The 26,072-nt window shown below is 62.1% G+C and carries 28 protein-coding genes and 1 pseudogene; 16 read left to right on the top strand and 13 right to left on the bottom strand.

The window, feature by feature from the left end; translation table 11 throughout:
- Window positions 1-15: 15 nt before the first annotated feature.
- From V5F66_RS21895 to V5F66_RS21840, 12 genes are all read left to right on the top strand, one after another.
- On the top strand, window positions 16-477 hold the full coding sequence (locus tag V5F66_RS21895) for a ribbon-helix-helix domain-containing protein (RefSeq protein WP_100079094.1): 462 nt from the start codon (window positions 16-18) through the stop codon (window positions 475-477).
- Between the two features lie 145 nt (window positions 478-622).
- On the top strand, window positions 623-1,606 hold the full coding sequence (gene trbB / locus V5F66_RS21890; RefSeq protein WP_100079093.1) for a P-type conjugative transfer ATPase TrbB: 984 nt from the start codon (window positions 623-625) through the stop codon (window positions 1,604-1,606).
- Complete coding sequence (locus V5F66_RS21885; protein ID WP_100079092.1) at window positions 1,603-1,935, top strand: TrbC/VirB2 family type IV secretion system protein; 333 nt, start codon at window positions 1,603-1,605, stop codon at window positions 1,933-1,935. The genes trbB and V5F66_RS21885 overlap by 4 nt, the downstream gene beginning before the upstream one ends.
- Entirely contained in the window at window positions 1,935-2,216 is a 282-nt protein-coding gene (locus V5F66_RS21880) for a VirB3 family type IV secretion system protein (RefSeq protein ID WP_100079091.1), read from the top strand. Before V5F66_RS21885 ends, V5F66_RS21880 begins: the two co-directional genes overlap by 1 nt.
- 10 nt (window positions 2,217-2,226) lie before the next feature.
- Window positions 2,227-4,683 (top strand): conjugal transfer protein TrbE, encoded by a 2,457-nt coding sequence (gene trbE / locus V5F66_RS21875; protein WP_100079090.1) that lies wholly within the window; start codon window positions 2,227-2,229, stop codon window positions 4,681-4,683.
- On the top strand, window positions 4,680-5,444 hold the full coding sequence (gene trbJ / locus V5F66_RS21870) for a P-type conjugative transfer protein TrbJ (protein WP_100079089.1): 765 nt from the start codon (window positions 4,680-4,682) through the stop codon (window positions 5,442-5,444). The genes trbE and trbJ overlap by 4 nt, the downstream gene beginning before the upstream one ends.
- A gap of 10 nt (window positions 5,445-5,454) precedes the next feature.
- The gene (trbK-alt, locus tag V5F66_RS21865; protein ID WP_100079088.1) at window positions 5,455-5,745 is read left to right on the top strand and encodes a putative entry exclusion protein TrbK-alt; all 291 of its coding nucleotides are present in this window, start codon (window positions 5,455-5,457) and stop codon (window positions 5,743-5,745) included.
- A gap of 3 nt (window positions 5,746-5,748) precedes the next feature.
- Window positions 5,749-7,062, top strand: coding sequence for a P-type conjugative transfer protein TrbL (trbL, locus tag V5F66_RS21860; protein WP_100079087.1), 1,314 nt, complete (start codon window positions 5,749-5,751; stop codon window positions 7,060-7,062).
- Window positions 7,059-7,748 (top strand): conjugal transfer protein TrbF, encoded by a 690-nt coding sequence (trbF, locus tag V5F66_RS21855; RefSeq protein WP_100079086.1) that lies wholly within the window; start codon window positions 7,059-7,061, stop codon window positions 7,746-7,748. Before trbL ends, trbF begins: the two co-directional genes overlap by 4 nt.
- Window positions 7,745-8,698 carry a P-type conjugative transfer protein TrbG gene (gene trbG, locus V5F66_RS21850; protein ID WP_100079085.1) on the top strand — a complete coding sequence of 318 codons (954 nt, stop codon included), beginning with the start codon at window positions 7,745-7,747 and terminating at the stop codon, window positions 8,696-8,698. Before trbF ends, trbG begins: the two co-directional genes overlap by 4 nt.
- Window positions 8,698-9,837: a TraB/TrbI/VirB10 family type IV secretion system protein gene (locus V5F66_RS21845; protein WP_100079084.1), complete on the top strand. Its 1,140-nt coding sequence runs from the start codon at window positions 8,698-8,700 to the stop codon at window positions 9,835-9,837. The genes trbG and V5F66_RS21845 overlap by 1 nt, the downstream gene beginning before the upstream one ends.
- A gap of 2 nt (window positions 9,838-9,839) precedes the next feature.
- Complete coding sequence (locus V5F66_RS21840) at window positions 9,840-10,064, top strand: DUF2274 domain-containing protein (protein WP_100079083.1); 225 nt, start codon at window positions 9,840-9,842, stop codon at window positions 10,062-10,064.
- Here the strand turns inward: V5F66_RS21840 and V5F66_RS21835 are convergent.
- The 9 genes from V5F66_RS21835 to V5F66_RS21795 all read right to left on the bottom strand — a co-directional run bounded on the left by V5F66_RS21835 (window position 10,061) and on the right by V5F66_RS21795 (window position 19,867).
- Window positions 10,061-11,023, bottom strand: a complete 963-nt coding sequence (locus V5F66_RS21835; protein WP_100079082.1) for a LysR family transcriptional regulator — start codon at window positions 11,021-11,023, stop codon at window positions 10,061-10,063. The two genes, V5F66_RS21840 and V5F66_RS21835, sit on opposite strands and share 4 nt — an antisense overlap.
- Window positions 11,020-11,211: a hypothetical protein gene (locus V5F66_RS21830; protein ID WP_100079081.1), complete on the bottom strand. Its 192-nt coding sequence runs from the start codon at window positions 11,209-11,211 to the stop codon at window positions 11,020-11,022. The genes V5F66_RS21835 and V5F66_RS21830 overlap by 4 nt, the downstream gene beginning before the upstream one ends.
- A 50-nt stretch (window positions 11,212-11,261) precedes the next feature.
- Window positions 11,262-12,569 (bottom strand): alpha/beta hydrolase, encoded by a 1,308-nt coding sequence (locus V5F66_RS21825; RefSeq protein ID WP_100079080.1) that lies wholly within the window; start codon window positions 12,567-12,569, stop codon window positions 11,262-11,264.
- Window positions 12,553-15,603, bottom strand: a complete 3,051-nt coding sequence (locus V5F66_RS21820) for an efflux RND transporter permease subunit (RefSeq protein ID WP_100079079.1) — start codon at window positions 15,601-15,603, stop codon at window positions 12,553-12,555. The genes V5F66_RS21825 and V5F66_RS21820 overlap by 17 nt, the downstream gene beginning before the upstream one ends.
- On the bottom strand, window positions 15,600-16,691 hold the full coding sequence (locus tag V5F66_RS21815; RefSeq protein ID WP_245427041.1) for an efflux RND transporter periplasmic adaptor subunit: 1,092 nt from the start codon (window positions 16,689-16,691) through the stop codon (window positions 15,600-15,602). Before V5F66_RS21815 ends, V5F66_RS21820 begins: the two co-directional genes overlap by 4 nt.
- Window position 16,692: 1 nt before the next feature.
- Window positions 16,693-17,817 carry an efflux RND transporter periplasmic adaptor subunit gene (locus tag V5F66_RS21810; RefSeq protein ID WP_341769959.1) on the bottom strand — a complete coding sequence of 375 codons (1,125 nt, stop codon included), beginning with the start codon at window positions 17,815-17,817 and terminating at the stop codon, window positions 16,693-16,695.
- A 147-nt stretch (window positions 17,818-17,964) separates the two neighbouring features.
- Window positions 17,965-18,588, bottom strand: a complete 624-nt coding sequence (locus V5F66_RS21805; RefSeq protein ID WP_245427038.1) for a DUF3313 domain-containing protein — start codon at window positions 18,586-18,588, stop codon at window positions 17,965-17,967.
- 278 nt (window positions 18,589-18,866) lie between these two features.
- Window positions 18,867-19,412, bottom strand: coding sequence for an SH3 domain-containing protein (locus tag V5F66_RS21800; protein ID WP_394094718.1), 546 nt, complete (start codon window positions 19,410-19,412; stop codon window positions 18,867-18,869).
- A gap of 65 nt (window positions 19,413-19,477) precedes the next feature.
- Window positions 19,478-19,867, bottom strand: coding sequence for a hypothetical protein (locus tag V5F66_RS21795; RefSeq protein ID WP_100079076.1), 390 nt, complete (start codon window positions 19,865-19,867; stop codon window positions 19,478-19,480).
- 369 nt (window positions 19,868-20,236) lie between these two features.
- Here V5F66_RS21795 and V5F66_RS21790 point away from each other — a divergent pair.
- A pseudogene (locus V5F66_RS21790) lies at window positions 20,237-20,412 on the top strand (IS5/IS1182 family transposase); the annotation flags it as partial.
- 98 nt (window positions 20,413-20,510) lie between these two features.
- Here V5F66_RS21790 and V5F66_RS21785 read toward each other — a convergent pair.
- The 4 genes from V5F66_RS21785 to V5F66_RS21770 form a co-directional block, all read right to left on the bottom strand.
- On the bottom strand, window positions 20,511-21,281 hold the full coding sequence (locus tag V5F66_RS21785; protein WP_245427035.1) for an alpha/beta hydrolase family protein: 771 nt from the start codon (window positions 21,279-21,281) through the stop codon (window positions 20,511-20,513).
- A 268-nt stretch (window positions 21,282-21,549) separates the two neighbouring features.
- Window positions 21,550-22,032 (bottom strand): periplasmic heavy metal sensor, encoded by a 483-nt coding sequence (locus tag V5F66_RS21780; protein ID WP_245427033.1) that lies wholly within the window; start codon window positions 22,030-22,032, stop codon window positions 21,550-21,552.
- On the bottom strand, window positions 22,029-22,496 hold the full coding sequence (locus V5F66_RS21775; RefSeq protein WP_100079074.1) for a hypothetical protein: 468 nt from the start codon (window positions 22,494-22,496) through the stop codon (window positions 22,029-22,031). The genes V5F66_RS21780 and V5F66_RS21775 overlap by 4 nt, the downstream gene beginning before the upstream one ends.
- 2 nt (window positions 22,497-22,498) lie before the next feature.
- Window positions 22,499-23,275 (bottom strand): sigma-70 family RNA polymerase sigma factor, encoded by a 777-nt coding sequence (locus V5F66_RS21770; RefSeq protein ID WP_245427030.1) that lies wholly within the window; start codon window positions 23,273-23,275, stop codon window positions 22,499-22,501.
- A gap of 503 nt (window positions 23,276-23,778) precedes the next feature.
- On the opposite strand from V5F66_RS21770, the gene V5F66_RS21765 reads away from it, so the two are divergent.
- From V5F66_RS21765 to V5F66_RS21755, 3 genes are all read left to right on the top strand, one after another.
- A complete protein-coding gene (locus V5F66_RS21765) occupies window positions 23,779-24,036 on the top strand; it encodes a hypothetical protein (protein ID WP_100079072.1) in 258 nt (85 codons plus the stop codon).
- 20 nt (window positions 24,037-24,056) lie between these two features.
- Window positions 24,057-24,446: an HVO_A0114 family putative DNA-binding protein gene (locus tag V5F66_RS21760; protein WP_100079071.1), complete on the top strand. Its 390-nt coding sequence runs from the start codon at window positions 24,057-24,059 to the stop codon at window positions 24,444-24,446.
- Window positions 24,443-26,072, top strand: a 1,630-nt coding sequence (locus V5F66_RS21755; protein WP_394094717.1) for a recombinase family protein, incomplete at its 3' end; no start/stop codon positions are given. The genes V5F66_RS21760 and V5F66_RS21755, both read left to right, overlap by 4 nt.

Here is a 26,072-nt window from a genome sequence, read left to right as displayed (position 1 = left end):
TTGAAGGACACGCCGATGACCAGCCGAACCCGCATGAACGTCTATTTCGACCCGGACTTGCTCGCCCAGGTCGAGGCGCTGGCGCTGCGCCGGCAAGTGTCCAAGTCCGCCATCGTCGAGGCCGCCGTCGCATCCTTCCTGTCCGGCGACACGTCGGATCGGCTGGAAGCGGCCATGTCGCGCCGCCTCGACAAGCTCGGCCGTCAGATCGACACGCTCGACGAAGATCTCGCCGTGCTCGGCGAGACCGTCTCGCTGTTCATCCGCATCTGGCTTGCCTCCACGCCGCCGCTGCCGGAGAGCGCGCAAGCCTCCGCCCGCGCGAAGGGAGCCGAACGGTTCGAGGGCTTCATGCAGTCGCTCGGCCGGCGTCTGGCGACCGGCGACAGATTCCTCAAAGAGCTGTCGCGCGATGTCGATTCGCTTCAAGATCGTCCATCGCAAGATCAGTGCGAGACGGATCGAGACCATACCTGAATATTCAATCCATCCTATTCGCCGCCGATGGCCGCCGATCACCGCACCCTCTTCGATAGTTGTTGAATAGGCCCGATTTCAGGCTCTTTTAATCGACCCCGTTGCGGGGACCATCTGTTGCGCCCCGTCAGGAAACGGGGCCGATATGACTGCCACTCACCACAAACCGGAAGCGATCCAGCGCGGCGCGCGGATGCTGCGCACCGCGCTCGGCGCGGCCATCGCGCGGTATCTCGAAGACCCGGCCGTGGTCGAGGTCATGCTGAATCCAGACGGCCGGATTTGGGTGGACCGGCTGTCCGAAGGGCTGGCCGATACGGGTGAGATGATGTCCGCCGCTGATGGCGAACGCATCGTGCGCCTGGTCGCCCACCATGTCGGCGCGGAGGTTCATGCCCGCAGCCCTCGCGTCTCGGCCGAGCTGCCCGAGAGCGGCGAGCGGTTCGAGGGGCTATTGCCGCCCGTGGTCATCGGCCCGACCTTCGCCATCCGCAAGCCCGCCGTCGCGGTGTTCACGCTCGACGACTATGTGGCCGCAGGCATCATGACCGCCGACCAGGCCGCGACGCTGCGCGCGGCCGTCGCGTCCCGCGCCAACATCCTCGTGGCGGGCGGGACATCGACCGGCAAGACCACGCTCACCAACGCGCTGCTCGCCGAGGTGGCGAAGGGGTCGGATCGCGTCGTCATCATCGAGGATACGCGCGAGCTGCAATGCCGCGCCGAAAACCTCGTCTCCATGCGGACGAAAGACGGCGTGGCGACGCTATCGGATTTGGTCCGGTCTTCGCTGCGCCTGCGCCCCGACCGCATTCCCATCGGTGAGGTGCGCGGCGCGGAAGCCCTCGACCTTCTGAAAGCGTGGGGCACCGGCCATCCGGGCGGGCTTGGCACCATTCACGCCGGCTCCGGCATCGGCGCGCTCCGCCGCCTTGAACAGCTCATTCAAGAGGCCGTCGTCACGGTCCCGCGCGCCCTGATCGCGGAGACCATCGACCTTGTTGCCGTCCTCTCCGGGCGCGGTTCCGCGCGCCGGCTGGCCGAACTCGCCCGCGTCGAAGGGCTCGGCCCGGACGGCGACTACCGCATCACCCCAGCCACCAACCCCAGCACAGGAGACCCTTCATGATCCACACGCTTTCGCGCGGCTATCGCCTCGTTGCGACCGCCGTAACCACGCTCACCATCAGCACCATGTTCGCACCGGCCGCCCATGCGTCCGGCTCCTCAATGCCGTGGGAAGCACCGCTGCAATCCATCCTCGAATCCATCGAGGGGCCGGTCGCAAAAATCATCGCCGTAATCGTTATCATCGCAACCGGCCTCGCACTGGCCTTCGGCGATACCTCGGGCGGCTTTCGCCGACTCATCCAGATCGTCTTCGGTCTGTCCATCGCCTTCGCGGCATCGAGCTTCTTCCTGTCGTTCTTCTCGTTCGGCGGCGGGGCGCTCGTCTGATGGCGGGCGGTTTCGAACAGCTCGACGCGGTGCCGGGCTTCACTGTCCCGGTCCACCGGGCGCTGACCGAGCATATTCTGCTCGGCGGCGCACCGCGCTCCATCGCCATCATGAACGGGACGCTGGCCGGGGCCGTGGGCCTCGGCCTGCGCCTCTGGCTGGTCGGCCTCGCCATATGGGCGGTCGGTCATTTCGCGTCCGTATGGGCGGCGAAGCGCGATCCCCAATTCGTCGAAGTCGGGCGGCGGCATCTTCGCATCCCCGCGAACCTTTCAGCGTGAGGGCGCGTCCATGATGAACCTCGCCGAATATCGCCGCACCGCCAGTCGCCTTGCCGACTATCTGCCCTGGGCCGCGCTTGTCGGCCCTGGCGTCGTCTTGAACAAGGATGGGAGTTTTCAGAGGACGGCGAAGTTTCGCGGTCCCGATCTGGATTCCGCCGTCGCGGCCGAACTGGTCGCCGTCGCCGGCCGTATCAACAACGCCTTCCGCCGTCTCGGATCGGGCTGGGCGATTTTCGTGGAGGCGCAGCGCAGCGAAGCCGCGACCTATCCCGACAGCACCTTTCCCGATCCGGCATCCGGGCTGCTCGACGCCGAGCGCAAGGCCGCGTTCGAGGAAGCCGGCGCGCATTTCGTGTCGGGCTATTTCTTGACCTTTCTCTACATGCCCCCGGCCGAGGAAGCCGCCCGCGCCGAGACGTGGCTTTACGAGGGCCGCGAGCAATCGGGCGTCGACCCCCATGAAGTCATGCGCGGTTTCATCGACCGCACCGACCGCGTGCTGGCGCTGCTCGACGGCTTCATGCCGGAGTGCGGTTGGTTGAGCGACAGCGCCACGCTGACTTATTTGCACTCAACAGTTTCGACCAACCAGCATCGCGTCCGCGTTCCCGAAACGCCGATCTATCTCGACGCGCTGCTCGCCGACCAGCCGTTGACCGGAGGGCTGGAGCCGCGCTTGGGCGACCAGAATCTCCGCGTCCTGACCGTCATCGGATTTCCGACCGCGACGACGCCCGGCCTGCTCGACGATTTGAACCGGCTGGCCTTCCCGTATCGCTGGAGCACGCGCGCGGTCCTGCTCGACAAGACCGACGCGACCAAGCTGCTGACCCGCATCCGCCGCCAATGGTTCGCCAAGCGCAAGAGCATCGCCGCGATCTTGAAGGAGGTCATGACGAATGAGGCGTCCGTTCTCGTCGATACGGATGCCGCCAACAAGGCAGCCGACGCCGACATGGCCTTGCAGGAGCTGGGGGCCGACGTGGCGGGCATGGCCTACGTCACGGCCACCATCACGGTATGGGACGCCGATCCCCGGATTGCCGACGAGAAATTGCGGATGGCCGAAAAGGTCATCCAGGGCCGCGACTTCACCGCCATGGTGGAGACGGTCAACGCGGTTGACGCATGGCTTGGTTCGCTTCCTGGCCACGCCTACGCGAACGTCCGGCAGCCACCTATCAGCACCTTGAATCTCGCCCACATGATCCCGCTTTCAGCGGTGTGGGCGGGGCCGGAACGGGACGAGCATTTCGGTGCGCCCCCTCTGCTTTATGCAAAGACCGAAGGCTCCACCCCGTTCCGGTTTTCCCTTCATGTCGGCGACGTGGGCCACACCCTCGTCGTCGGTCCCACAGGCGCAGGCAAGAGCGTGTTGCTCGCGCTCATGGCCTTGCAGTTCCGCCGTTACGACCGCAGCCAAGTGTTCGCCTTCGATTTCGGCGGCAGCATCCGTGCCGCGTCGCTCGCCATGGGCGGCGACTGGCACGACCTGGGCGGCGGGTTGACCGAAGGTTCGGACGTTTCCGTATCGCTCCAGCCGCTTGCCCGGATCGACGATACCTATGAACGCGCCTGGGCGACCGACTGGATCGTGGCCATCCTCATGCGCGAAGGCGTCACGATCACCCCGGAGGTGAAGGAACACATCTGGACGGCGCTGACATCGCTTGCCTCCGCGCCGGTCGGAGAACGCACCATCACCGGCCTTGCGGTGCTGTTGCAATCCAACGACCTCAAACAAGCCCTTCGCCCGTATTGCGTCGGCGGTCCTTATGGCCGGCTGCTCGACGCCGAGGCCGAGCACCTGGGCGCGGCCGACGTGCAGGCGTTCGAGATCGAGGGGCTTGTCGGCACCGGGGCTGCGCCCGCCGTGCTGGCTTATCTGTTTCACCGCATCGGCGACAGGCTCGACGGGCGGCCGACGCTTCTCATCATAGATGAAGGCTGGCTTGCGCTCGACGACGAGGGGTTCGCCGGCCAGCTCCGCGAATGGCTCAAAACGCTGCGCAAGAAGAACGCCAGCGTTATCTTCGCCACGCAAAGCCTGTCCGACATCGACAATTCAGCTATCGCGCCGGCCATCATCGAAAGCTGCCCGACGCGGCTGCTCTTGCCGAACGAACGCGCCATCGAGCCGCAGATCACGACCATCTATCGGCGATTTGGCCTGAATGACCGGCAGATAGAAATCCTCGCAAGGGCGACGCCGAAGCGGGATTACTACTGCCAAAGCCGCAGGGGTAATCGCCTCTTCGAACTGGGCCTGTCCGAAGTCGGCCTCTCGCTCTGCGCCGCATCCTCGAAAACCGACCAGACGCTCATTGCGCAGATCGTGGCCGATCACGGCCGCGACGGTTTCCTCGCCGCGTGGCTCGCGGCCCGCGAAGTGGGCTGGGCCGTCGATCTTCTCCCCGGCTTCCCGACGCTCATCCCCCAAACCGAAAAGGAGACCCAATCATGACCATTCGCCCTTTCAGCTCGCGCGCCGTCTTCATGGCCGCGACCATGCTCGCCGCGCCGCTAGTCGTGTCGTCGATGATCGCGACGCCCGCGCACGCCATCATCGTGTTCGACCCGTCGAATTATGCGCAAAACGTGCTGACCGCCGCGCGCTCGCTGGAGCAAATCACCCACCAGATCACCAGCCTCCAGAACGAAGCGCAGATGCTCATCAACCAGGCGCGCAATCTGGCGAGCCTGCCATATTCGGCGCTCCAGCAGATTCAGCAATCGGTTCAGAAGACGCAGCAGCTTTTGAACCAGGCGCAGAACATCGCCTTCAACGTCCAGCAGATCGACCAGGCGTTCCAGCAGCAATACGGCAACGTATCCATGTCGGCGAGCAACCAGCAACTCGTCGCTGACGCCCGCGCCCGCTGGAAAAACACGGTCGGCGGCTTGCAGGACGCCATGCGCGTTCAGGCCGGTGTCGTTGGCAACATCGACAGCAACCGCACGCAAATGTCGGAGCTTGTCGGCCGCAGCCAGTCGGCAACCGGCGCTCTCCAGGCAACGCAAGCGGGCAATCAAATCCTTGCCCTGCAATCGCAGCAGCTTTCCGACCTTGTGGCGCTTCTTGCAGCCAACGGCCGGGCGGGCGCGCTGACCGAAGCCGAACGGACGGCGGCGGCCGAACAGGGCCGCGAGCAACGCCGCCGCTTCCTTACGCCCGGCAGCGGCTACACGCCCGGCAACGCGCAGATGTTCAATAACGGCAATTGAGGGCGCAGCCATGGACGGCAAGATGCTGGCCCGGCTGGGCGCTATCGTATTCGTGGCCATCGCGATCACGGCGACGGCCATCGAAATGACCCGCAAGGAGGACGCGCCGGCATCGCCGCCGCGTCTTCTCCAGCCCGACCGCGACCCGCTGCGCGAAGGGCGGCGCCGGTGCCAGCAGCTTGGGGCAACGGCCGCCAGCGACGCGGAATGCCTGCGCGTATGGGCCGAAACTCGCGACCGCTTTCTCGGCCGCACGCGCGCGCCGGCCGCGCCCGCTTCCAACACCAGCGAAGGGCGGTGACGCATGGGCGGCGCTGGCGTCATCGACAATTTCCTCGGCACCTTCACCCGCTACATCGACTCCGGTTTTGGGTTGCTCGGCGGCGAGGTCGCGTTCATCGCGACCACGCTCATCGTCATCGACGTGACCTTAGCGGCTCTGTTCTGGAGCTGGAGCGCGGACGACGACATTATTGCGCGGCTGGTGAAGAAGACGCTGTTCGTCGGCGTCTTCGCCTATCTCATCGGCAACTGGAACAACCTTGCGAAGATCGTTTTCGACAGCTTTGCCGGCCTGGGCCTGAAAGCATCCGGCACGGGCTTCACCGCGCAGGATTTGATGCGGCCGGGCAAGGTCGCGCAAACCGGCCTCGATGCCGCACGGCCTCTGCTCGATTCCATTTCCGATCTTATGGGCTGGGTTGCGTTCTTCGAGAACTTCATTCAGATCGCGTGCCTGCTGTTCGCCTGGGCGCTCGTCATCCTCGCCTTCTTCATCCTCGCCATCCAGCTTTTCGTGACGCTGATCGAGTTCAAATTGAGCACGCTGGCGGGCTTTGTGCTGATCCCGTTCGGCCTGTTCGGCAAGACCGCCTTCGTGGCCGAGCGCGTGCTTGGCAACGTGATTTCCAGCGGCATCAAGGTTCTGGTGCTCGCCGTCATTGTCGGCATCGGCTCGACGCTGTTCTCGCAATTCACGGCTGGTTTCGGCGGCCAGACGCCGAGCATCGACGACGCCATGGCCGTCGTGCTCGCTGCATTGTCGCTCGTCGGCCTGGGCATCTTCGGCCCCGGCATTGCTTCCGGCCTTGTCAGCGGAGGTCCGCAGCTTGGCGCGGGCGCAGCAGTCGGCACCGGACTTGCTGTTGGCGGCGCAGCACTTGCCACAGGCGGCGCGGCCGGACTTGCCGCGAAGGCAGGCGCAGCCGCCGTGCGCGGCGGCGCAACCGCAGCCGGCGCAGCATCCGCAGCCTATAGCCTTGGTTCGTTCGGTCAGTCCGGCGCGGCAGGCGTCGCATCCGGCCTGGGCGGCGTCGCACGTGCCGCAGGCAGCGCGGCCACGTCACCGCTTCGCCGGGCGGCAGCAAGCGTCAAATCCAGTTTCTCCGAAGGCGTGAAGGCCGGATTCGGCGCGACGGGCGGCACGCCGCCCGCAGGATCAGCCGGCAGCACGTCGGCATCCGCGCCGGCCGCTGGCGCATCGCCTGGCTGGGCGCAGCGGATGCGACAGGGCGGCCAGACAGCCCATGCCGTTCAGACCGCCGCGCACGCCGTCCGCTCCGGCGACAGCCACGCCTCCGGTTCTTCCGTCAACCTCTCTGAAAGCGACCGCACATGAGCATCTTCAAGCGACCCGCCGTGCATTACGGCAAGACCCCGCAATCCGAAACGCCTTATCAGAAGGCCGCGCAGGTTTGGGACGAGCGTATCGGCTCGGCCCGCGTCCAGGCGCGTAACTGGCGCTATATGGCGTTCGGCTCTCTCATCCTTTCGGCTGGCCTCGCGTCCGCGCTTGTCTGGCAGACCGCGCGGGGAACCGTCGTGCCTTGGGTTGTGCAGGTTGACCGGCTCGGCCAGGCGCAGGCCATCGCGCCGGCAACGGCCGACTATCGCCCGACCGACCCGCAAGTGGCGTGGCACCTTGCCCGCTTTATCGAGCAGGTCAGAAGCATTCCGTCCGACCCCATCATTGTCCGTCAGAACTGGCTTCGCGCCTATGAGTGGACGACGGATCGCGGCGCGGCGGCGCTCAATGACTACGCGAGGGCAAACGACCCGTTCACGAAAGTCGGCAAACAACAGATTTCCGTCGAGGTGTCGAGCGTCATTCGCGCCTCGCCCGACAGCTTCCGCATCGCCTGGACCGAACAGCACTATGAAGACGGCAAGCTCGCCTCGACAGAGCGATGGACCGCGATCCTGACCATCGTACTCCAGCCGCCTCGCGACGTCGACCGGCTCAAGAGCAATCCGCTCGGAATCTACGTCAACGCAATTTCGTGGTCGCGGGAAATGAGCCAATGAGCAAGGCTTTCCATAAACCCGCGCTTGCCGCCGTCATGCTGTCCGCGACCGCACTGGCCGGTTGCGCGACCTACAAGCCGCCGCAGATCAGCTATGACGCCAACGTGCCGCCGCTGCCGGCTATCCCCGCGGCCGTTACCGACGACCGGCCGCGGCCGATCCATATTCCGCCCGCCTGGACCGTTGCGCGCGGTGGCCAGACCGCCAGCACCGCGACAGGCCGCGTCGAGAACGCCAATGCCGCCGCCCGCGTGCAGCCGCGCCGTGAAGGCTATTACAACGCCATCCAGATTTATCCGTGGAGCGAAGGCGCGCTCTATCAGGTCTATGCCGCGCCCGGCCAGATCACCGACATTGCGCTTGAGCCGGGCGAGAGTCTGACCGGCGCGGGGCCGATTGCGGCCGGCGACACGGCCCGCTGGATTATCGGCGACACGGAATCCGGTTCTGGTGTCACGCGCCGCGTCCATATCCTCGTGAAGCCGAGCCGGCCGGACATTACGACCAATCTTGTCGTGACGACCGACCGACGCACCTACTTGCTCGAGCTGCGATCCGGCGAGAAGCCTTATATGCCTTCCGTCGCCTGGGCCTATCCGCAGCCACCGGCCAGCCAGCGCCAGGCCGTGCCCACCACGCCGATCATTCCGGCCGTCGCAACGCGCGACTACCGCTATGGCCTGACCGGCGACAATCCGCCGTGGAAGCCCGTCGCGGTCTATGACGACGGCCGCAGGGTCTATGTCGAGTTTCCGCGCGGCATCGTGCAGGGCGAAATGCCGCCGATCTTCGTGCTTGGCGCGGACGGCGAGGCGCAGATCGCCAACAGCCGCATCCATCAAAACGTCCTGATCGTGGACCGTCTGTTCGGCGCGGCCGAGCTGCGCCTTGGCGGCGGCAAGCAGCAACAGACCGTCAGGATTGTCCGCACGGACGGGAGGCCATCGTAATGACCGACACTGAAACCAATGCCGCACCGATGCGGCTTCGCGCGGAAGCCCCGCGCGTCACGCGCCTGTCCCGCAAGATGCTCGCTGGCGTCGGCGCGGTCGCGTTTCTCGGCATCGGTGGGACGCTGATCTACGCGCTCCAGACCCGCGATGCGGGACCGGGCGGCAAAGAACTCTATTCGACCGAGAACCGGCCCACGGCGGACGGCCTCGCCGGTCTGCCGCGCGACTATACCGGGCCAATACTCGGCCCCGCGTTGCCCGGCGACCTCGGCCGACCGATCCTCGACGCGCAGAACAGGGGACAGCCGGTTGCGCCGCCCGTCATGACGACGCCAGCCGTCGATCCCGAGGAGCAGCGCCGTCTCGCCGAGGAAGAAGCCGCGCGCGTAAGCCGTGTCTTCTTCCAGACCGCACCAGGCACGGGGACCCCTGCTAGCGCCGCTCCACCCGGCATGGCCGACCTGGGTCTCTCCGGGCAGACCGGCGCGACCGGCACGCAGAACCGGCACGCGACCTTCCTCAATGGCCCCGTCGATCGGCGCACTGTCGCGCCCGATCGCGTCGTGCCGCCGGCATCGCCCTATATCCTTCAGGCTGGGGCCGTCATACCGGCCGCGCTTATCACCGGCATCCGCTCGGACCTGCCGGGGCAGATCACGGCCCAGGTCACGGAGAATGTCTACGACAGTCCGACCGGCAGCCTTCTCCTTATCCCGCAGGGCACGCGCATCATCGGCCAATACGATGACGGCGTGACCTTCGGCCAGCGCAGGGTGCTGCTGGTCTGGAATCGCCTGATCCTGCCGGGCGGCCGCTCCATCGTTCTCGAGCGCCAGCCTGGCGCGGATGCGTCCGGCTATGCCGGGCTTGAGGATGGCGTCGATTATCACTGGTGGGATCTGATGAAAGCGGCTGGGCTTTCGACCTTGCTTTCCGTCGGCACGGAGCTGGCGACCGACGACGAGGACCGCCTGATCCGGGCCATTCGCGACGGCGCGCAGGACACCATCAATCAGGCCGGTCAGCAGATCATCCAGCGCCAGTTGCAGGTCGCACCGACGTTGACCATCCGGCCGGGTTTCCCAGTCAGGGTCATTGTGACACGCGACCTGATATTCGAGAATACAGGAGGTTGATGATGACGAAACTGAAGCTGGGGCCATTGCCCGACGACAAGCCCGTGAAGATCACGGTGGAGTTGCCTGCCGAACTCCATCGCAGCCTTGCCGACTATGCCGAGGTGCTGGCCCGCGAGACCGGTCAACCTGTGACCGATCCCGTGAAGCTGATTGTGCCGATGCTGGAGCGGTTCATCGCCACGGATCGCGGTTTCGCCAAGGCGCGGCGGACCGCTTCAGCCTAGATCGTGGCTTGCTTGCGCGCGATGTCCAGAAGCCCTCGAAGCGCCTTGCCGTTATTGTGTGGCGACCATACGGCCCCGAATGTGATCGGCTCCGGTTCGTCCATAATGGGGATGAAGGTGATACCAGACATGGTGATCCGGCTGGTAGCCTCACTGGCCAGCGTAACCCCATAATCGGCGGCAATCATCGACAAGAGCATGCAGCGATCCACGTCGCATCGCTGCACCTTCGGATGAAGGCCCCGTTCGGCGAACCTGCGCGCGATGTGGTCATGCTCCTGCGGTCCGGTCCCATCATAGCGAACCAGGAAGAGATCATCGCACAGATCGCGCCAGAACAGGCCTTTCGCATCCGCGCGAGGGTCGTTGTCCGACATGGCGACGAACAGGGATTCTGTCCAAAGCGGCCGCGAGTGGCAATCGGGGACTTCGGTTATCGCCGCCACAAAGGCCACGTCGAGCCGTCCGTCGCGCACCAGAAAGATCGCGTCTCGGGCTCGACCGTCGAACAGTTCCAACTCCACGCCTGGCCACTGTTTCCGGTAGCGGTGCAGCAACTCCGCCAGAAAGCCGGTAGCGATTGTCGTGGGCACGCCCATGCGGATGCGTCCGCACGCTCCGCCGCCGATCATGCCGGCGGTCTTTACCGCATAGTCGAGCTGCTCGATTCCATCGGCGACATGCACGAGAAAGAAGCGTCCAGCCTCAGTGAGCCGCACCCCTCGATGTCCTCGCTCAAACAACCGCACGCCCAGCGTTTCCTCCAATGCGCGAATACGCTCGCTGACCGAGGATTGGCTGACGCCAAGAGCGACGGCGGCATGGCGAAAGTTCAGGTGCTCCCCAACGGCTACGGCATGAATCAATGCCGCAAGAGGAATCCGCGTGCCGAGCACCTGATGCTGTCGGGTATGTTTGTCATCGATCTTCGACAGTTTTCTGCATGGCCGCCGCCTCATTCCGGCGCTCCATGGTCGAGCGCCGGTCTTGGCAGAAGATTGGTGACGATGTCATCCATCTCTCGTTGTGAGGCCACATCGAGATGAACGAACTCGGCGCTTCCTCCCTGGGCGACGCCTAGCCCGATACCGCTGGCAGCGCCAGTAAAGCGTACAATATAACCGGAAAAATCATAAGTGACGTTCATTGCCGATTTCCCTTTATCGTAAAAAGCGAAGGACAAAACCTCGCTTACGGTCAGTAGGCGATCTCGCCATTGACTAGGCCTCCAGACGCCCCGGACAGTTCCCGCTGGAAGATCTTTCGCGCTTCGGGGCTAACCACCGACATCGGCGCCGCAACGACCGTCCTCGCTGCGGACCCGGCCAGATTGACGGTGCCGATTGCCGCCATCCCGACGTGGTCGGCCAATGTCACCTGGCCGCCCTCGAGGGATTGCCCAGCCAGACGTTTCCCAAGGAGCCCAATAATTTCCGGACTATCGGCAAAGGCGTTGTGACCGAGGGCGTCCTTGGAACGCACGGTGCTGGTATCGATCACTGTGATCCCAAGGCTTTTCAGCACGTCGGTATAAGCGGTGGTATCGATACCGCCGACACGGTTGACGCCACCAGAGATCCATCTCGAAACCTCCAGGGCACGATCGCGCGTCGAGGCAAAAATGGTGAACTGCGGCCGCTTCGGTCCCATCTCTATGAGCTGACGGCGGAAGACGTCGACATCGATATCGGGCGACGCCAGCACGACGTTGCGGACCTTCGCCGGGATCGTCTTTTCGCGCATCGCGATCCCACGCAGAGCCTCCGCTGTCAGCCATGTCCCCATGGAATGGGCAAGGATCGTGATATCGCCGACGTCAGGGCTGCGGGCAGCCTGGATGATCAAATCCTCCAGGGCACGGCGTGAATAGTTCGTGCTTTCCTTGTCGTAGAGATAGCCGAGAACGCTGGCACGGGAGGGCCAGGTGAACAGGATCGGCGCGGCATCGGTTCCCGCGTCGTGGGTGATCTGGGCAAAACGAAAGACAGCATCGGCATAGGTGTTGTTGAACCCATGCACGAAGATGATCACCTGTCGCTTTGCATTACGGTTCTTGCGAAACCAGTTGAGCGCCTGCTGCTCTGAGCTGACCTTCTCGTCCTTGAGCACGGCGAACTCTTTCTCAGGGTTCGGGGGCACGCGCTTCGGCCACTGGACCTCCCCGACCTTTCTATTCTCATCCGGCGGGATGGAAACGGTAAGGTTGTTCAGCGAGATCGCCGTTCCGCGCTCGCCGGAATAAAGCTCGCCGGGATCAGCAGCGGGTTTTCGGGTGGTTGCGACCAGCATGTCGACGCGGCTTATATCGTTGGTCGTCACCGCCACGGGCTGAAGGACATTCTCCGGCCGGCCGGCGCAGCCGCCGAGCAGGGAAATAAGTAGCGGAAACACCAAGATGCGCCTTTCCCATGCGCGCGAACTGAGCGGGCAGGCTTTGGGTGCCGCAACGACATCCCGCGACGAGGGCCGCTGCCGCGGGGTCGTAAAATCAATTGTTTTCGACATCGCGGGGAATCCTGAACCAGGTCACGTAGAGAGCGGGAAGGAAGAGCAGGGTCAGGACAGTTCCGACGACGATGCCGCCCATCATGGCGTAAGCCATAGGCCCCCAAAACACTTCATGAGAAATAGGGATCAATGCCAGGGTTGCCGCTGCTGCCGTCAACATGATCGGCCGCATCCGGTGCTCGGTCGCCTCGATGACCGCCTTCCAGGTAGGAACTCCCGTCTTCCGCAGGTCTTCGATCTGGACGATCAGAATGACCGAGTTGCGGATAAGGATGCCGATCAGAGCAAGAACACCAAGGATCGCGACAAAGCCGAGCGGCGCGCGGCTAAGCAGCAAAGCTCCGACGACGCCGATTAGGGCCAGCGGAGCAACCGAAAACACCAGGAACAGCCGGTGGAAACTCTGGAGCTGGATCATCAGCAGCGTGGTCATGACGAAGATCATCACCGGGACCACCATGATGATCGGCGCTTGCGACTTGGCGCTTTCCTCCACCGTTCCGCCGACCGCGACGTCGTATCCCGGCGGCAACGAGGCCTTCAGCTCGTCGATCTTTGCTTCGAGTTGGTTGACGACCGTTGCAGGCTGGGTGCTGTCGTTTATACCGGCCTTGATCGTAATCGTGGGAATGCGGTCGCGCCGCCAGATCGTCGGCTGCTCGAGCTCGTAATCGAATCTCGCAACAGAAGAGAGTGGGATGGATTTACCGCTGGCGCTCGGCAACTGAAGGTCGAGCAGGTTGTCGATGGAGGCGCGTTCCTTTGCTTGTGCCCGCCCGACAACGTTGATCAGGTAGACCGCATCGCGCACCTGGGTCACGGTCCCACCCTGGACAACGCCATTGAGAGCGGTTGCGATGTCCTCCGACGAAACGCCAAGTTGCCGCGCCTTATCCTGAAGCACGTCGATTTTGACGACACGCGCCGGCTCGTTCCAGTCGAATACGAGGCCGGTCAGCGACGGATGCAACATGACGATACCGGCTGTTTTCTGCGCGAGTTCGCGGACCTTTTGGATGTCCGGCCCGGAGATGCGGTATTGAATCGGCCTTCCGACCGGTGGACCGATATCCAGCGTTTTTACGAAGGCATCGGTGCCTGGGAAGGTCTTGTGTAAATAAGCCTGCAGGTCGGCCTTGAGCTGGTCGCGAACGTCGAGGCTCTTCGACACGATGACGATTTGGCCGAAGGTCGGGTCGTCGGACTGCACGTCGAAGGAGAGAATGAAGCGCGGTGCACCGCGACCGATATAGCTCGACCAGTGATCGATGTCGGGATTTCCGATGAGCTTTTCGCGTTCGAACTGCGCTATCTGCCGGTTGGTCTCGGCAATCGAGCTGTTTTGCGGCAGGTTCCAGTCGACGATCAGTTCCGGACGATCGGAGGCAGGAAAGAATTGCTGTTGCACCAGGGACATGCCAGCGACCGAAAGGCCGAAGGCGGCAACCGTCGCGATGATGGTGATCCAGCGGAAACGTAGGCAAAGCTGGAGCAGCCAGGAGAAGAGCGCGCCGAAGCGGCTCTTATGATCCTCGTGCTTCTTCATCGTCTTTGGCAGGATCGTCACGCCGAGGAGCGGCGTGAACAGGACGGCAACGATCCAGGACACGGTGAGGGAAACCGCAAGCACGACGAAGAGTGTGAAGGTGAACTCGCCGGCATTGCTGTTGTTGAATCCGATCGGCAGAAAGCCCGCTACGGTGACGAGCGTTCCGGTCAGCATGGGGAAGGCGGTCGACGTGTAGACGAAGGTCGCGGCGTTTCGCAGATTGTCGCCGGCCTCCAGGCGGGCAACCATCATCTCGACGGCGATCATGGCGTCGTCGACCAGAAGGCCGAGCGCGATGATGAGCGCACCGAGCGAGATGCGCTGGAGAGAGATGCCGCAATACTGCATCACCATGAAGGTGATGGCCAGCACGAGCGGTATGGAGATCGCAACCACGAGCCCCGCTCGCAGACCAAGACTGATGAAGCTGATGGCGAGCACGATAGCCACGGCTTCGAAGAGGGCCTTCGTAAAACCCGAGACGGCCTGGTCGACTACCGCTGGCTGGTCGGACACGTGGCCAACCGAGACTCCTATGGGTAAGTCTTGAACGACATGAGACATCATGTCGTCCAACGCCTCGCCGAACTCGAGCAGATTGCCCCCCGCCTTCATACCGATCGCCAGCCCGATCGCCGGCTTGCCATTGAAGCGAAACAGCGACGATGGGGGGTCGACATAACCGCGCGTTATCGTTGCGACGTCGGTCAGCGGAAAGAAGCGATCGTTGATCCGCAGATTGATCGCACGGAGGTTTTCTTCAGAGAAGAAACGGCCGCCAACCCGCAACGCAATCCGTTCCGGACCGGCCTGGATGACACCCGACTGCGTGACAGCGTTCTGTTCGCTCAGTGTCTCGACGATGTCGGATTGATTGATGCCGAGTCCGGCGATTTTGCGGGTGGAGAATTCGAGATAGATTACCTCGTCCTGGGCGCCAATGATATCGACCTTGCCGACATTCGGCACTGTAAGGACCTTGGTGCGGGCATCCTCGACGAGATCGCGCAACTGCCTCTGATTCAAGCCGTCGGCGGTGAAGGCAAAGATGTTTCCGTAAACATCGCCGAATTGATCGTTGAAAAACGGTCCGACGATGCCTGACGGAAACTGCTGCTGGATATCGCCGATCATGTTGCGGACGCGTTGCCATGTCGCCGGGACATTGCGTGCCTGGGTGGTCGTCAGAAGATCAACGAAGATCGTGGTCTTGCCGGCGGTCGTGAGGCTCCGCGTCCGATCGAGGCTGTCGAGCTCCTGGAGCTTTTTCTCGATACGATCGGTGACCTGCTGGGTGACCTCTTCGGCCGAGGCCCCAGGCCACTGTGCCTGGATCACCATCGTCTTGATGGTAAAGGACGGATCCTCCTCGCGTCCGAGGTTGAGATAGGCGTACATGCCGGCGACCGCGAAAGCGATCATGAAATACCAGACGAAGGAACGATGTTCGAGCGCCCACTCCGAAAGATTGAAATTCTTCATTGGCGCAACTCCTGTCCAAGCCTGATCTTTTGTCCCTCCTGAAGTTCACTGACACCCGCGACCACAACACTTTCGTTTGTGTTCAGACCCGAAGAGACCCGCACCAGCGGGTCTTCCGGCCCGGGTTGATTTAGGAGAATGGCGCGGGCCGACACCGTCAGGGCATGCGGATCGATAACCCAGACGGCGGGGACGCCGTCCTTCTCGACGATAGCCGAGCGGGGCAGCACGACGTCGTGAGCCTGCCGGCCGTCTGTGAATGTGGCGGTTACGACCGCACCGAAGCGGAAGACGTCAGGCGCCGTGTCCAGGGCGATCTTCACCCTGTAGGTTCGGGTGTCCGTATCGGCCTGCGGAGCGATTTCGCGTACTCGTCCAGACGTCCGCAAGCGGTCGTCGAGTTGCAGCGCAATGTCGACACGAGTAGACGAACCGATAGACGAAACCTGCGCCTCAGGAACGTCGATGACGACATCGCGCTGGTCGAGGCGTGCAAGTTTCAGGACGGACTGTCCGGCTGTTACGGTCTGACCCACCTCAACGGAGGTCGAGGTGATCACGCCGTCGAACTCGGCCTCTATCCGAGCATAGCCAAGCTGCTCGTTGGTCTTGGCCAGATTGGCTTGCGCTTTCGTGACATTCGCCTCTGCCGATTTGAGGCCCTGCTCGGCAAGTTCGAGATCGGCCGCGCTGGCCGTGTTGGTTGCGGCGAGCATGCGCTTGCGTCGCTCGTTGATCGCGGCATTCTCCAGTTGGGCATTTGCATTTCTGAGATCAGCCTGGGCGCTAAGCACGGCGAGTTTCAGCGTGAGCGGGTCGATCTCCGCGAGAATGTCGCCCTTCCTGACGACGTCGCCTATCTCAACCTGCCGCGCGATGACACGGCCAAGAGCCCGGAAGGCGAGTTCAGTCTCGACGCGCGGCTGAACGACACCGGCAAAATCCAGGGCCTCGGAACGATCGGCGGCGACGTTCATCCAGATTACGGGTCGTGGCGGTGCGTTTTCCGCAGCAGCGGAATGATAGGGTAGGAAGGAGGCGCAGACCGTTACAATGACGAGCAGCATGGCCGAGGAGGGGTGCTTCATGTCAGTTGCCCTCCCAACTCACGACCTGCTCGGGTCGCAGAAACTTGCCGCCTTCCGTAACGACCAGTTCCTGTGCGGAGATCCCCTTTGCAGCGGTGAACTCGCCTGCCCGGTAACTTGCGACAGTGATGAGGCGAAGCGCGACGGTTCGCGTTGCTGCATCCACGATCCAAACTGCGGGCTTCCCGCCGTCCGACGTCATCGCGCTCCATGGCAGTGTGATTGCAGTGTCTGGAGGCGTGTGAAAAGCGCCGATCACGGACGTTCCAAGGGACCATTGGACATTATCGGGAAGCGCCAGTTTCACGCGAATCGTTCCGGTCGTCGTATCGATGACCGGCGCGACCTCTCTCACCTTTGCAGGGATACCACCGCCAGGATTCGAGACCGGCACCACGGTCGCCTTGTCGCCCGGTGACCCCGCCAGGAAAAATGCCTCGAAGACATCGAAGACCGCATCACGGGGACCGTCATGGGCGAGCGTTAAGGCAGGTTGTGCGGCTGATACGACCTGCCCGACCTCGACGCTGCGCGCAGTGATGATGCCGTCGGCATTGGCTTTGAGTTCGGTGTAAGAGAGTGCATCGCGAGCGATCGCCAGGGACGCTTTGGCGGATTCGAGCGACCCCTCTGCCGTTGCCAGCTCCTCCTTCGCCTGGTCGTAGGTCGACTGGGCGATTGCGCGTGTCTCCACCAATGTCTGAGAGCGCCGAAACGCGAGGTTCTTTTGATTGAGTGTCGCTTGCGCCGCCAGAAGACCAGCCTCAGCCGACTCCACGTCCGCGCGCTGCTCGGTGTCGTCGATCCGCGCAAGAACATCTCCGGCGTGCACATGTGAACCGATATCCACCCGCCGCTCTATGACCTTGCCGGCGGAGCGGAACGCGAGGTCGGTCTGTATGCGTGCTCGTATCTCGCCTGTGACGCCCGTGCTGCGCTGATGCTCGATCATTGCTGCGTGAATCACGCGTACCGATTGCGGTGGTGCGGCTGTTGTCTTGGCATTGTCGTCGCATGCGGCAAGCAACAGGCCGAGCAGACTGAGACCAATCATGCGGAACGGAATGGTGGAAAGGCGAACGTGATGCTTATACCTGCCGGCACTATGTCGCTCTTGCTTCTTCAAATAATTTCCGGTCAGAGTATGATCTCCTGCGATCGGTTGCGCGGCTGGGCGCCTACAGATTTCTGGCCCTCCGCGTTTCTCATGTCTTGACGACAGGACGCTTTCAGCCGCTGTGAGTGAAGCGGCTGGCGCAATGGACGTCCTCAGCTATCTGGCTTCGCGGGCCAACTCTTTGTCCAGTTGGTCCGCCGCCGAGCGCACCCCGGCCTTTGCCGCGTCGAGCCCCCCGAAATTGGCGGTGATGTCGAGCGCGTTGGCGCTCCTGCTCGCAACGTGGGCGTAGAGCAGGGTGCCGGTCTGGGCATCCTCAATCTCGACGGCATAGGACACCCAGCCGGAGAATGTGCCGCGACCGCCAGTGGCCTGGGCGCCCGCATTGACGACGAGGCCGACCGGCAGAACATGCGAAACGGTGGACAGCACCGGTGTGCTTGCTTCTGCACCGGTCAGTGTCAGCTTGGCGCGCAACGTACCCGGTCCGGGCTGTGCAACGAGTTGAAGGCGCCGGCCGAGGACCTTGGAAAATTCCTGATGCATGTAGCTGGCGAGTGCCTGTTGGTCGGTGGCCGACATCTTGCCGAATTGTGCGTCCGGCCCGGCGTAGATCGCTGTGGGTGGGATAATGACACTTCTATAGGCTGCGAAATTCGCATCCGGCCGACGGTAGGCATAAGGCCTCGTCTTGTCCGAGGTCGGGCGCAGAAACGCCGACGAAGACAGCGCTACAGACGGTGGCGGCGTTGTCGCACAGGCGGCGAGGGCGAGTGCCATCGCGCAAGTCGCCAGGCCACGCACCCAAATATTGGAAGGCCGCCTCCGAGGTGCCTGGGACGGACCGGAAATCGGAGTTGGACTATTTGCGCGATTATCCAAAGTTCACCTCATGTGCATGGCCCGCTGTCACGGTGTTTTCTTCACCGGCAGAATGGTCCTCAGCTTTTGAACGAAAATCCCGAGGCGGTGATCCGCCTCGGCCTGGCCTGCGTCATGGCTAACGATCCGGATATGAACGGGGACGGCGTGTGCTCATCTCCGGCTTGCGGTACGTCTTAACGCTCCACGACGCCCCTACGGAATTCGAGGCCGCCACCAGGCCGCCGCAAGATCGCGCCACCGGCGCAACGGTCTGGGCCGCATGCTCCTCGTGCTGCGGCGCCGCCGCCGTAAGGGCCGCGAACAACGGCAGAACCGCCGCATGCAGCTCCAACGCAGCCACCTCGCGCAACACCGCCGTAACCCGGGCCGCTGCGATAATAGGTGTTCCATTGTCCGTACCACGGCTGGCCGCCATAGTGGTTATTCCAGTAAGCCTGGTTGAAGGCGACAACGGTCAATCCGATCATCGGAATGAGCGCCGGCGAAAGAGCTACTGTTTGGCCCTGATAGTAGATGCTGACATAGTTGGAAGAGACCCAGCCGCGTGCCCCTCCCCATGAGACGTCGCACCAGGAGGCCGCGTCGAGACATCCATAGATGGTCAGAGCTGCACTGGGCGGCATTGTCATGACGATCGGATACCATGTCCCCGGTCCGGCCCTTAGGTTGACGCTGGAAACTGTCGCGCCTCGCGTTGCCGCCAACGCGGGGCCGGACATCACGGCCACCAACACTGCCGCAAATGCGCCAAGCACATAGCGGCGCGTGGGCCACATTTTTCTGTTCATGCCTTTCTCCTTTTGAAGTGATCAATCCCGTGCGTTGGGCATTCGGCCACACCGGTGAAATTTGTCCGGGCGTTTACAGGATCGAATACGCTCCAACGATTTTCCTCCGGGCTGTCATCGGGATCGGCAGAGCGATAATTGCTGATGCATCTCTCCCTCGAAGCCATCATGTCGGCGACGCACAGCTCGTATCCGTCCTCGTCGGCATACAGAGTGACGCAAACGGTATTCGGCATTCCGTTTTCCATCGGGAAGCAGAGCGCCTCGGTGGATTCGTTCGCCCATGGGATAGTGACGGTCCGCTCGCGGGCAGCCGCGCTAACAGAGACGGAAATGCCGGCAAGCAGCATCAACGCAAAGAAGGTAAAACCGCTCCTCTTATCCATTGTCCCTCGCTTGTAATCCTGAATAGAGGGTCGATGTCCGAGGCAGTTTCTTTCTTGCCACGGTGCGAAAGACAATTATCAGCAATCGCCATCCGGCCTGTTGCCAAGGGTTCGAGGCAACGGGGCATTCTGAAAGATTGACCTATTCCATAACTGGTTGGCGCTGAGGCAAAGGGTCCTTGGCCGCGCCAGCGCTGCGGTGGGTTTCGGTCGGTATTTTTCAATCATCAGCAGCTTCCCCGAATGGATGAATTGCTACTGATACGAAGTGCGCCGCCCGATGCGACATTCCGGCTGGATTTTTTTTCGGGGCTGCCATTCAGATCTGAGATCTCATAGTGAGCAGCAGCCGTGGAAGGACATGCAAAAGAGCTGGTCCAGTTGGCGCAGATGATCGTCCGGCCGTTTCTGGAAGAGCGTGTTGGCGAGGTCTCTCAGGATGGATCAGGTATGCAGCCGCTGCCGACCCGGCTGATGGCAGGGCTGGCAAGCATACATTCAACTTGTCGGATGATGGGGTTTGCGTCCGCTACCACGACAGTCCGTCAGACCGTCTAAAAACTCTTGATGCGGATGATTGATGATCTGGCGGCAATACCACGCGTCACTTGATCAAGACTCACCTCAAGGATTTTAGGACGGTTCAGAGCTTGGGCAGTTGCTGTGGCGTTTCTCCGAAAACTCTGTCGTAGAGGGGGAGTACCGTCGATCTTCTCAACGGAAATGGCACGAAGTGTCCACAGTCGAACAAGGCCACGTTAACAGGGGCGTTCCGCTTCACGATCTCTGCGAATCTAATCGCTTGGTCCACAGGCGCACGGTCATCGTGCCGCCCATGCAGAATGCGGGTTTCCGTTCGAATTTTGTCAGCGTGGAGAAATGCTGAACGAGCTGAAAATGCTTCTGGCGTAGTGCCTGCCTCGGCCTCGATATTTGCGCGGATACCCGGAATAGTTTTTCCATAAGCCGATTCCAGATCATAGATGCCCGCTACGAGGATAACTCCACCGAGTGTTGGTTCCTGAGAGGCGACCATCGCCCCCGCTATCGCGCCACGGCTGACCCCATAGAGTATGGTTGCCGAGCGCCCGACATCATGTTCCTGTTCAAAATGATCGAGTACCATCCGGATTGCGAATTGTGTCTTGGGGCCGCAGAAGTCCGGAGGCCCGCTGGAACCTCCATAGCCGGGTTGTGACACAGAGGCCGCGATGATCGAACGCCAGGTTGCCAGACGTGCCAACGTTCCATCTTCGGCCATGCCGCGGCCACCTATGCGAGGGCTATCCTGATGGCCGTGGACAAAGAGAATAGCACCTCGCAATGAACTGTCAGAAGCGGGCCGAGCAACAAACAGTTCGAGAGTTTTCTGCTCTCCCAATTCCAACAAAACGGGCTGTTGATCAGCAGTCATATTATTCCGTCCAGTATCGCAAAACCCGCAGATGGATGAATTGCTACTGATACGAAGTGCACCGCCCGATGCGACATTCCGGCTGGATTTTTTCGGAGCGCCATTCATATCTGAGATCTTATGGTGAGCGGCAGTCAGGGAAGGACAATGGCTCTTCTACAGGAGACCCTTTCGGTGGTGGTCAAGACCGGTGCGATGAAGCCGTCGGACACGCGGCAGGCGATCGTGCGATAACTGATCGGTCTGGCCCACGCTGGATCGGCGACTGTTACGGAACGCGCAGTATTCCCTTTGCCTTTTGGTCGGCAACCACCGTGCGCCTTCCTTCGGGGGAGATTTGACCAATCGCATCCACCAATGGACCGCCGATTGCGTCCATGAACTCCGTCCAGGCGGACTGCGTTGCACTGAGGGCCGCCAGGGTTGCGACAGGATCATACGGATCAGCAGACATCTGTTTCAGCATTTCTTGCCGAGCCTCGGTAACTTTCCTCACGGCTCGCGCATATCGCGGTTCTTCCTTGAGAAGACTCTGACGGAACAACCTGGCGTCTGAAGCAGGAAGAGTCGCTTCCGCAACAGCCAGAATGCGAGCCAGAGGATCATCACCTCTTTGAACCTCCGGTGTCACACGCAGCATTTGCCCCCCCAGGAAAGCGAGAAGGAACATGTTCAACACGAGCGAGACGGGAAGAGCAATTCGCAACCATTTTCTTGTGCCATCCTGTGTTTGAACCATATTGCTGTTCATTCCATGAAAATTGGGATCGATGCGATCTGAAGTGTAGAGAGCAGGTCACCGGAGGCGGGTAAGCTCGGGAAATGCATCCCGATGAAAAGACCTGCCGCCACCGCGATTCCGCCGCTGGAGGAAAGACCGATCCAATTCAGATCGGGCCATAGTCCGCGAACATGCGCAAAAAGCCGTGCACCGAACCGGGAAGGTCCGGATGGTGCCGGCGCTATTCGCGCAGCGACGTTCGTTCTCAGGCGCACCAAGGCGGCATTGCGTTCGCCCGGCGGCCACAGGGAGATCTCTTGATGCCTGCGCGCCGCCGCGAGCGCATCATCCATCAAGCGCTCCTCCGCAAGAACGGCGCGCGCCACTTTCGAGCTGCCCAGCAGAGCCAGCGCATCGCTCCGCTCCTCGACGGGCCACAGATCGATGTTCGCTCCGTAACTTCGCGCCAGCGACGTAAAGCGTTCGATCTTCATAGCTATTCTCCCTGTTTATCATGCTGTGCCAGCAATCGTTCACGAAGTGTGGTTCTAGCACGGGCAAGCAGACGCTCTATTGCTTTGGCAGACAGGCCAAGAATACGTCCCGCCTCAGCGCCGGATACACCTTCCTCGTAGACGAGTATCATCGCGGCCTGCTGGCTGGCAGGCAATGCCCGTATAGCTGCAACCAGGGCGGCATCGCGCTCGGCATTCGACAAAATCTCGTCTGCTGCGGCTCCCGGGTCAACAGCGTCGAAGTTCTCTGGAAGGGATTCCGGCTTTTTACGGCGGCGGCTATCAATACAGAGATTGACGACGATCTGGTAAATCCAAGTTCTAAACTGAGCGCGCTTTGGGTTAAAGCGGTCAGCTTGATGCCACACCTTGACCATTGCATCCTGGGCGATGTCCTCAGCATCGCGAAAATTTGGGATTAGGCGGCTTGCAACGCTTAGAACAAACGAACCGTGACGAACAACGATTTCATCGAAGGCTCTCCGGTCTCCTTGCGCCGACCAGAACAGGAGCTCGTCATCAGTAGCCTTGTTATAAGCCCGGGGTTCGACCATGCCCGCGCCCAAATTCCACTTGATCAGCAGCGCGAGCGCGTCCCATTCGAATTCCATCTCCCGCCATGGCCTGCCAATTCCTGTGCCCGCATGTGCGTTGCTCGCTTTTCCCGGCTCTTGCACCTTATACGGGGCGCGCACCTGTTTCCCCCTCATGCGATCGAGATTTTGCGCGGCAATCCCGATAGGCACGCGGGCGATCAAGCAGACGGGAGTTGCATGGCCGCAGGTTCAACGGTCGCAGGCAGATCGCATCGTCGCCCTACATAAGACCAAGTGCATGCTTTGACAGCCGCATCACGCTTACTCTCGGTTCTCCGGTTGAGGGTAGCGAGCAAGCATCAATCTGCAAAGGAAATTGACGATGAAGCCCCTGAACAATACACCAGCTTGGATATCCGTGTCGGCATTGACACCTTGGGCAGCGATATTAGGCCGCGCGCAAGCCTGTGCCGCTCGGGGAGCATTCTTGGTCTGATTCTTTTTGTTATGTTCGCGGCGCCGGTTCAGCAAAAAATCTGAACAGTGCGTGGGGTGCCGCCAGCGCACAGGTGTAAATGCGGCACGCTACACACCACCGATCCCCCTCCATGGTCCGCATAATTCCGGGGCTTCCAGCCACCGGATTCCAGCGGACCACGGAGGATTCCATGTGTGCAGAACGCCGCCGCACCCAACGGGGCCGCCCACACCAGCCGGACCCCAGAATGCTACCTGACGATCTTTACGATTATAGTGACGATCCCGCGCCGCGCATCAGCCCGCCGCGTGGAAGCCCACCGCATGTCTTCGATGTCGAGAAGCTGCCGGTCATAGACGACTGGCCCGATGAAGTGCCGATCACCGAGGCCGAGATTCAAGTGTTTGAGCGCTGGTTCGCCGATGTTTTCGACGAGATGTTCGGGGCGCTCGAACTTCCAAAAGGCTTGAACATATTATCTCGTGATGATAATGATAAACCCTGACGTAAACAGGGTCAATTGCCGTGACGACTCTGAAAGTTGGGATCGCCGAACCAGAAGAAATGAAGGCCCGCTCCATGCGGATCGGGCGCGGCGAGGAAAAGCCGGCGCCCGGCGAGCCGACCGTCTGGTTCGCATCCACCGAGTCCTTCGCCCGGCTTCTCTCGGCGAGCAATCGAGAGCTGCTGCGCATCATCCATGAACAGAAGCCTGGCTCGCTGGACGAACTGGCGCGGATCACAGGACGCGCCACCCCCAATGTCTCGCGCACCCTCAAGAAGATGGAGAGTTTCGGCCTTGTCCGCATGGAGAAGGGCCAGGGACTCAAGCTGGTCCCCAAGGTCATTCATGACCGCGTGGAGCTGGTCTTGCCCCTGATCGAGCCTCGCAAGTCGAAAGGAACCCGCAAATGAACGCACAATCGCCCAACGTCGCCGTGCGGGCGGCCCTTTACCTGCGCGTCTCGACTGCCCGTCAGGCCGAGCATGACGTGTCCATCCCCGACCAGCGCAAGCAGGGTGAAGCCTATTGCGCGGCGCGCGGCTACCAGCTCGTTGACGTGTTTGTCGAGCCGGGCAACACCGCGACGAACGATCGCCGGCCCGAGTTTCAACGCATGATCGAGGAAGGCACCTCGAAGCCCGCGCCGTTCGACGTCGTGCTGGTTCACAGCTTCTCGCGCTTCTTCCGCGATGCTTTCGACATGGAATATTACTACCGGAAGCTCGCCAAGAACGGCGTCCGGCTCATTTCGATCACGCAAGAGTTGGGAGACGATCCGATCCACGACATGATGCGGCGGATCATGGCGCTGTTCGACGAATATCAGTCGAAGGAAAACGGCAAGCACGTCACGCGCGCGCTGAAGGAGAATGCGAGGCAGGGCTTCTGGAATGGCGCGCTACCGCCTGTCGGCTACCGTGTCGTGGCAGCGGAGCAACGCGGAACGAAGACCAAGAAGAAGCTGGAACTCGACCCACTGCATGCGGACACCATTCGCCTGATCTTCCGCCTCGCGCTGGAGGGCGAAGGCTCATCCGGCCAGATGGGAGTTAAGGCGATCGTCAAGCATCTTAACGGCAAGGGCATCTTCACCCGCGACGGTGGGCGTTGGGGCATCGGTCAGGTCCATCGCGTCCTGACCCGCCGCACCTACATCGGCGAACACGAGTGGGGACGGCGCAGCAAGCACAATGACGCGCAATCGCCCGACGACATTGTTGTCGTCCCGGTTCCTCCAATCATCGACCGCGAGACGTTCGACGCGGTGCAGAAGCTCCTACAGGCCCGCAACCCGAAAACCGAGCTGCCTGCCCGCGTCGTCATCGGGCCGACCCTGCTAACCGGCATCTGCTACTGCGGCAATTGCGGTGGCGCGATGACCATCCGCACCGGCAAGGGCGGCCGCTACCGCTACTACGCCTGCTCGATCAAGGCGCGGCAGGGCGAAACCGGCTGCAAGGGCCGCGCGATCCCCATGGACAAGCTCGACGACATGGTGATCAATCATATCGAGAACCGCTTGCTCGATCCCGACCGTCTGGAAAAGCTGCTTGGCAGCATTCTTGGACGCCGCGAGGATCAGGCCGAGCGGCGCCGCGAACACATTGCCTCTCTACAGCGGCAGGCGACCGAATCGGAATCGCGTCTCAAGCGGCTCTATGACGCCATCGAGGCGGGCGTTGCCGATCTGGACGACCCGGCGCTGAAGGAGCGGATCGCTGGCCTGAAGGTTCTCCGCGATCAGGCGCGGGCCGACGCCGATCGGGCGCAGGCCCTGCTCGAAAATCCCGGCCACAGCACCCTCAGCCCCGCAATGATCGAAGGGTTTGCCCACCGCGCGCGGGAGCGCATTCGCGGCCACGAGGGCGGCTATCGGCGGGATCACCTGCGCGCGCTGGCGCAGCGCGTCGAGGTCGCAGACGACGCAATTCGCATCGTGGGATCAAAATCGGAGCTGCTGAGGACGCTTATTGCTGGTCAAGGGCGGCAATCGGCGGCGAGTGGCGTGCCCAGAGGCGGACTGAAATGGCGGAGAG

Source organism: Xanthobacter versatilis (genome assembly GCF_043193975.1).
GTDB classification, from domain to species: domain Bacteria; phylum Pseudomonadota; class Alphaproteobacteria; order Rhizobiales; family Xanthobacteraceae; genus Xanthobacter; species Xanthobacter autotrophicus_E.
Note: the sequence above shows the minus strand (reverse complement) of the source record. Positions and strands in the feature narration are given on the sequence as shown.

Bases quoted from the DNA above. Each gene is read 5' to 3' on its own strand.
- V5F66_RS21895 (WP_100079094.1), top strand. From the start codon at position 16: ATGACCAGCCGAACCCGCATGAACGTCTATTTCGACCCGGACTTGCTC.
- trbB (WP_100079093.1), top strand. From the start codon at position 623: ATGACTGCCACTCACCACAAACCGGAAGCGATCCAGCGCGGCGCGCGG.
- V5F66_RS21885 (WP_100079092.1), top strand. From the start codon at position 1,603: ATGATCCACACGCTTTCGCGCGGCTATCGCCTCGTTGCGACCGCCGTA.
- V5F66_RS21880 (WP_100079091.1), top strand. From the start codon at position 1,935: ATGGCGGGCGGTTTCGAACAGCTCGACGCGGTGCCGGGCTTCACTGTC.
- trbE (WP_100079090.1), top strand. From the start codon at position 2,227: ATGATGAACCTCGCCGAATATCGCCGCACCGCCAGTCGCCTTGCCGAC.
- trbJ (WP_100079089.1), top strand. From the start codon at position 4,680: ATGACCATTCGCCCTTTCAGCTCGCGCGCCGTCTTCATGGCCGCGACC.
- trbK-alt (WP_100079088.1), top strand. From the start codon at position 5,455: ATGGACGGCAAGATGCTGGCCCGGCTGGGCGCTATCGTATTCGTGGCC.
- trbL (WP_100079087.1), top strand. From the start codon at position 5,749: ATGGGCGGCGCTGGCGTCATCGACAATTTCCTCGGCACCTTCACCCGC.
- trbF (WP_100079086.1), top strand. From the start codon at position 7,059: ATGAGCATCTTCAAGCGACCCGCCGTGCATTACGGCAAGACCCCGCAA.
- trbG (WP_100079085.1), top strand. From the start codon at position 7,745: ATGAGCAAGGCTTTCCATAAACCCGCGCTTGCCGCCGTCATGCTGTCC.
- V5F66_RS21845 (WP_100079084.1), top strand. From the start codon at position 8,698: ATGACCGACACTGAAACCAATGCCGCACCGATGCGGCTTCGCGCGGAA.
- V5F66_RS21840 (WP_100079083.1), top strand. From the start codon at position 9,840: ATGACGAAACTGAAGCTGGGGCCATTGCCCGACGACAAGCCCGTGAAG.
- V5F66_RS21835 (WP_100079082.1), bottom strand. From the start codon at position 11,023: ATGAGGCGGCGGCCATGCAGAAAACTGTCGAAGATCGATGACAAACAT.
- V5F66_RS21830 (WP_100079081.1), bottom strand. From the start codon at position 11,211: ATGAACGTCACTTATGATTTTTCCGGTTATATTGTACGCTTTACTGGC.
- V5F66_RS21825 (WP_100079080.1), bottom strand. From the start codon at position 12,569: ATGTCGAAAACAATTGATTTTACGACCCCGCGGCAGCGGCCCTCGTCG.
- V5F66_RS21820 (WP_100079079.1), bottom strand. From the start codon at position 15,603: ATGAAGAATTTCAATCTTTCGGAGTGGGCGCTCGAACATCGTTCCTTC.
- V5F66_RS21815 (WP_245427041.1), bottom strand. From the start codon at position 16,691: ATGAAGCACCCCTCCTCGGCCATGCTGCTCGTCATTGTAACGGTCTGC.
- V5F66_RS21805 (WP_245427038.1), bottom strand. From the start codon at position 18,588: ATGGCACTCGCCCTCGCCGCCTGTGCGACAACGCCGCCACCGTCTGTA.
- V5F66_RS21800 (WP_394094718.1), bottom strand. From the start codon at position 19,412: ATGTCCGGCCCCGCGTTGGCGGCAACGCGAGGCGCGACAGTTTCCAGC.
- V5F66_RS21795 (WP_100079076.1), bottom strand. From the start codon at position 19,867: ATGGATAAGAGGAGCGGTTTTACCTTCTTTGCGTTGATGCTGCTTGCC.
- V5F66_RS21785 (WP_245427035.1), bottom strand. From the start codon at position 21,281: ATGACTGCTGATCAACAGCCCGTTTTGTTGGAATTGGGAGAGCAGAAA.
- V5F66_RS21780 (WP_245427033.1), bottom strand. From the start codon at position 22,032: ATGAACAGCAATATGGTTCAAACACAGGATGGCACAAGAAAATGGTTG.
- V5F66_RS21775 (WP_100079074.1), bottom strand. From the start codon at position 22,496: ATGAAGATCGAACGCTTTACGTCGCTGGCGCGAAGTTACGGAGCGAAC.
- V5F66_RS21765 (WP_100079072.1), top strand. From the start codon at position 23,779: ATGCTACCTGACGATCTTTACGATTATAGTGACGATCCCGCGCCGCGC.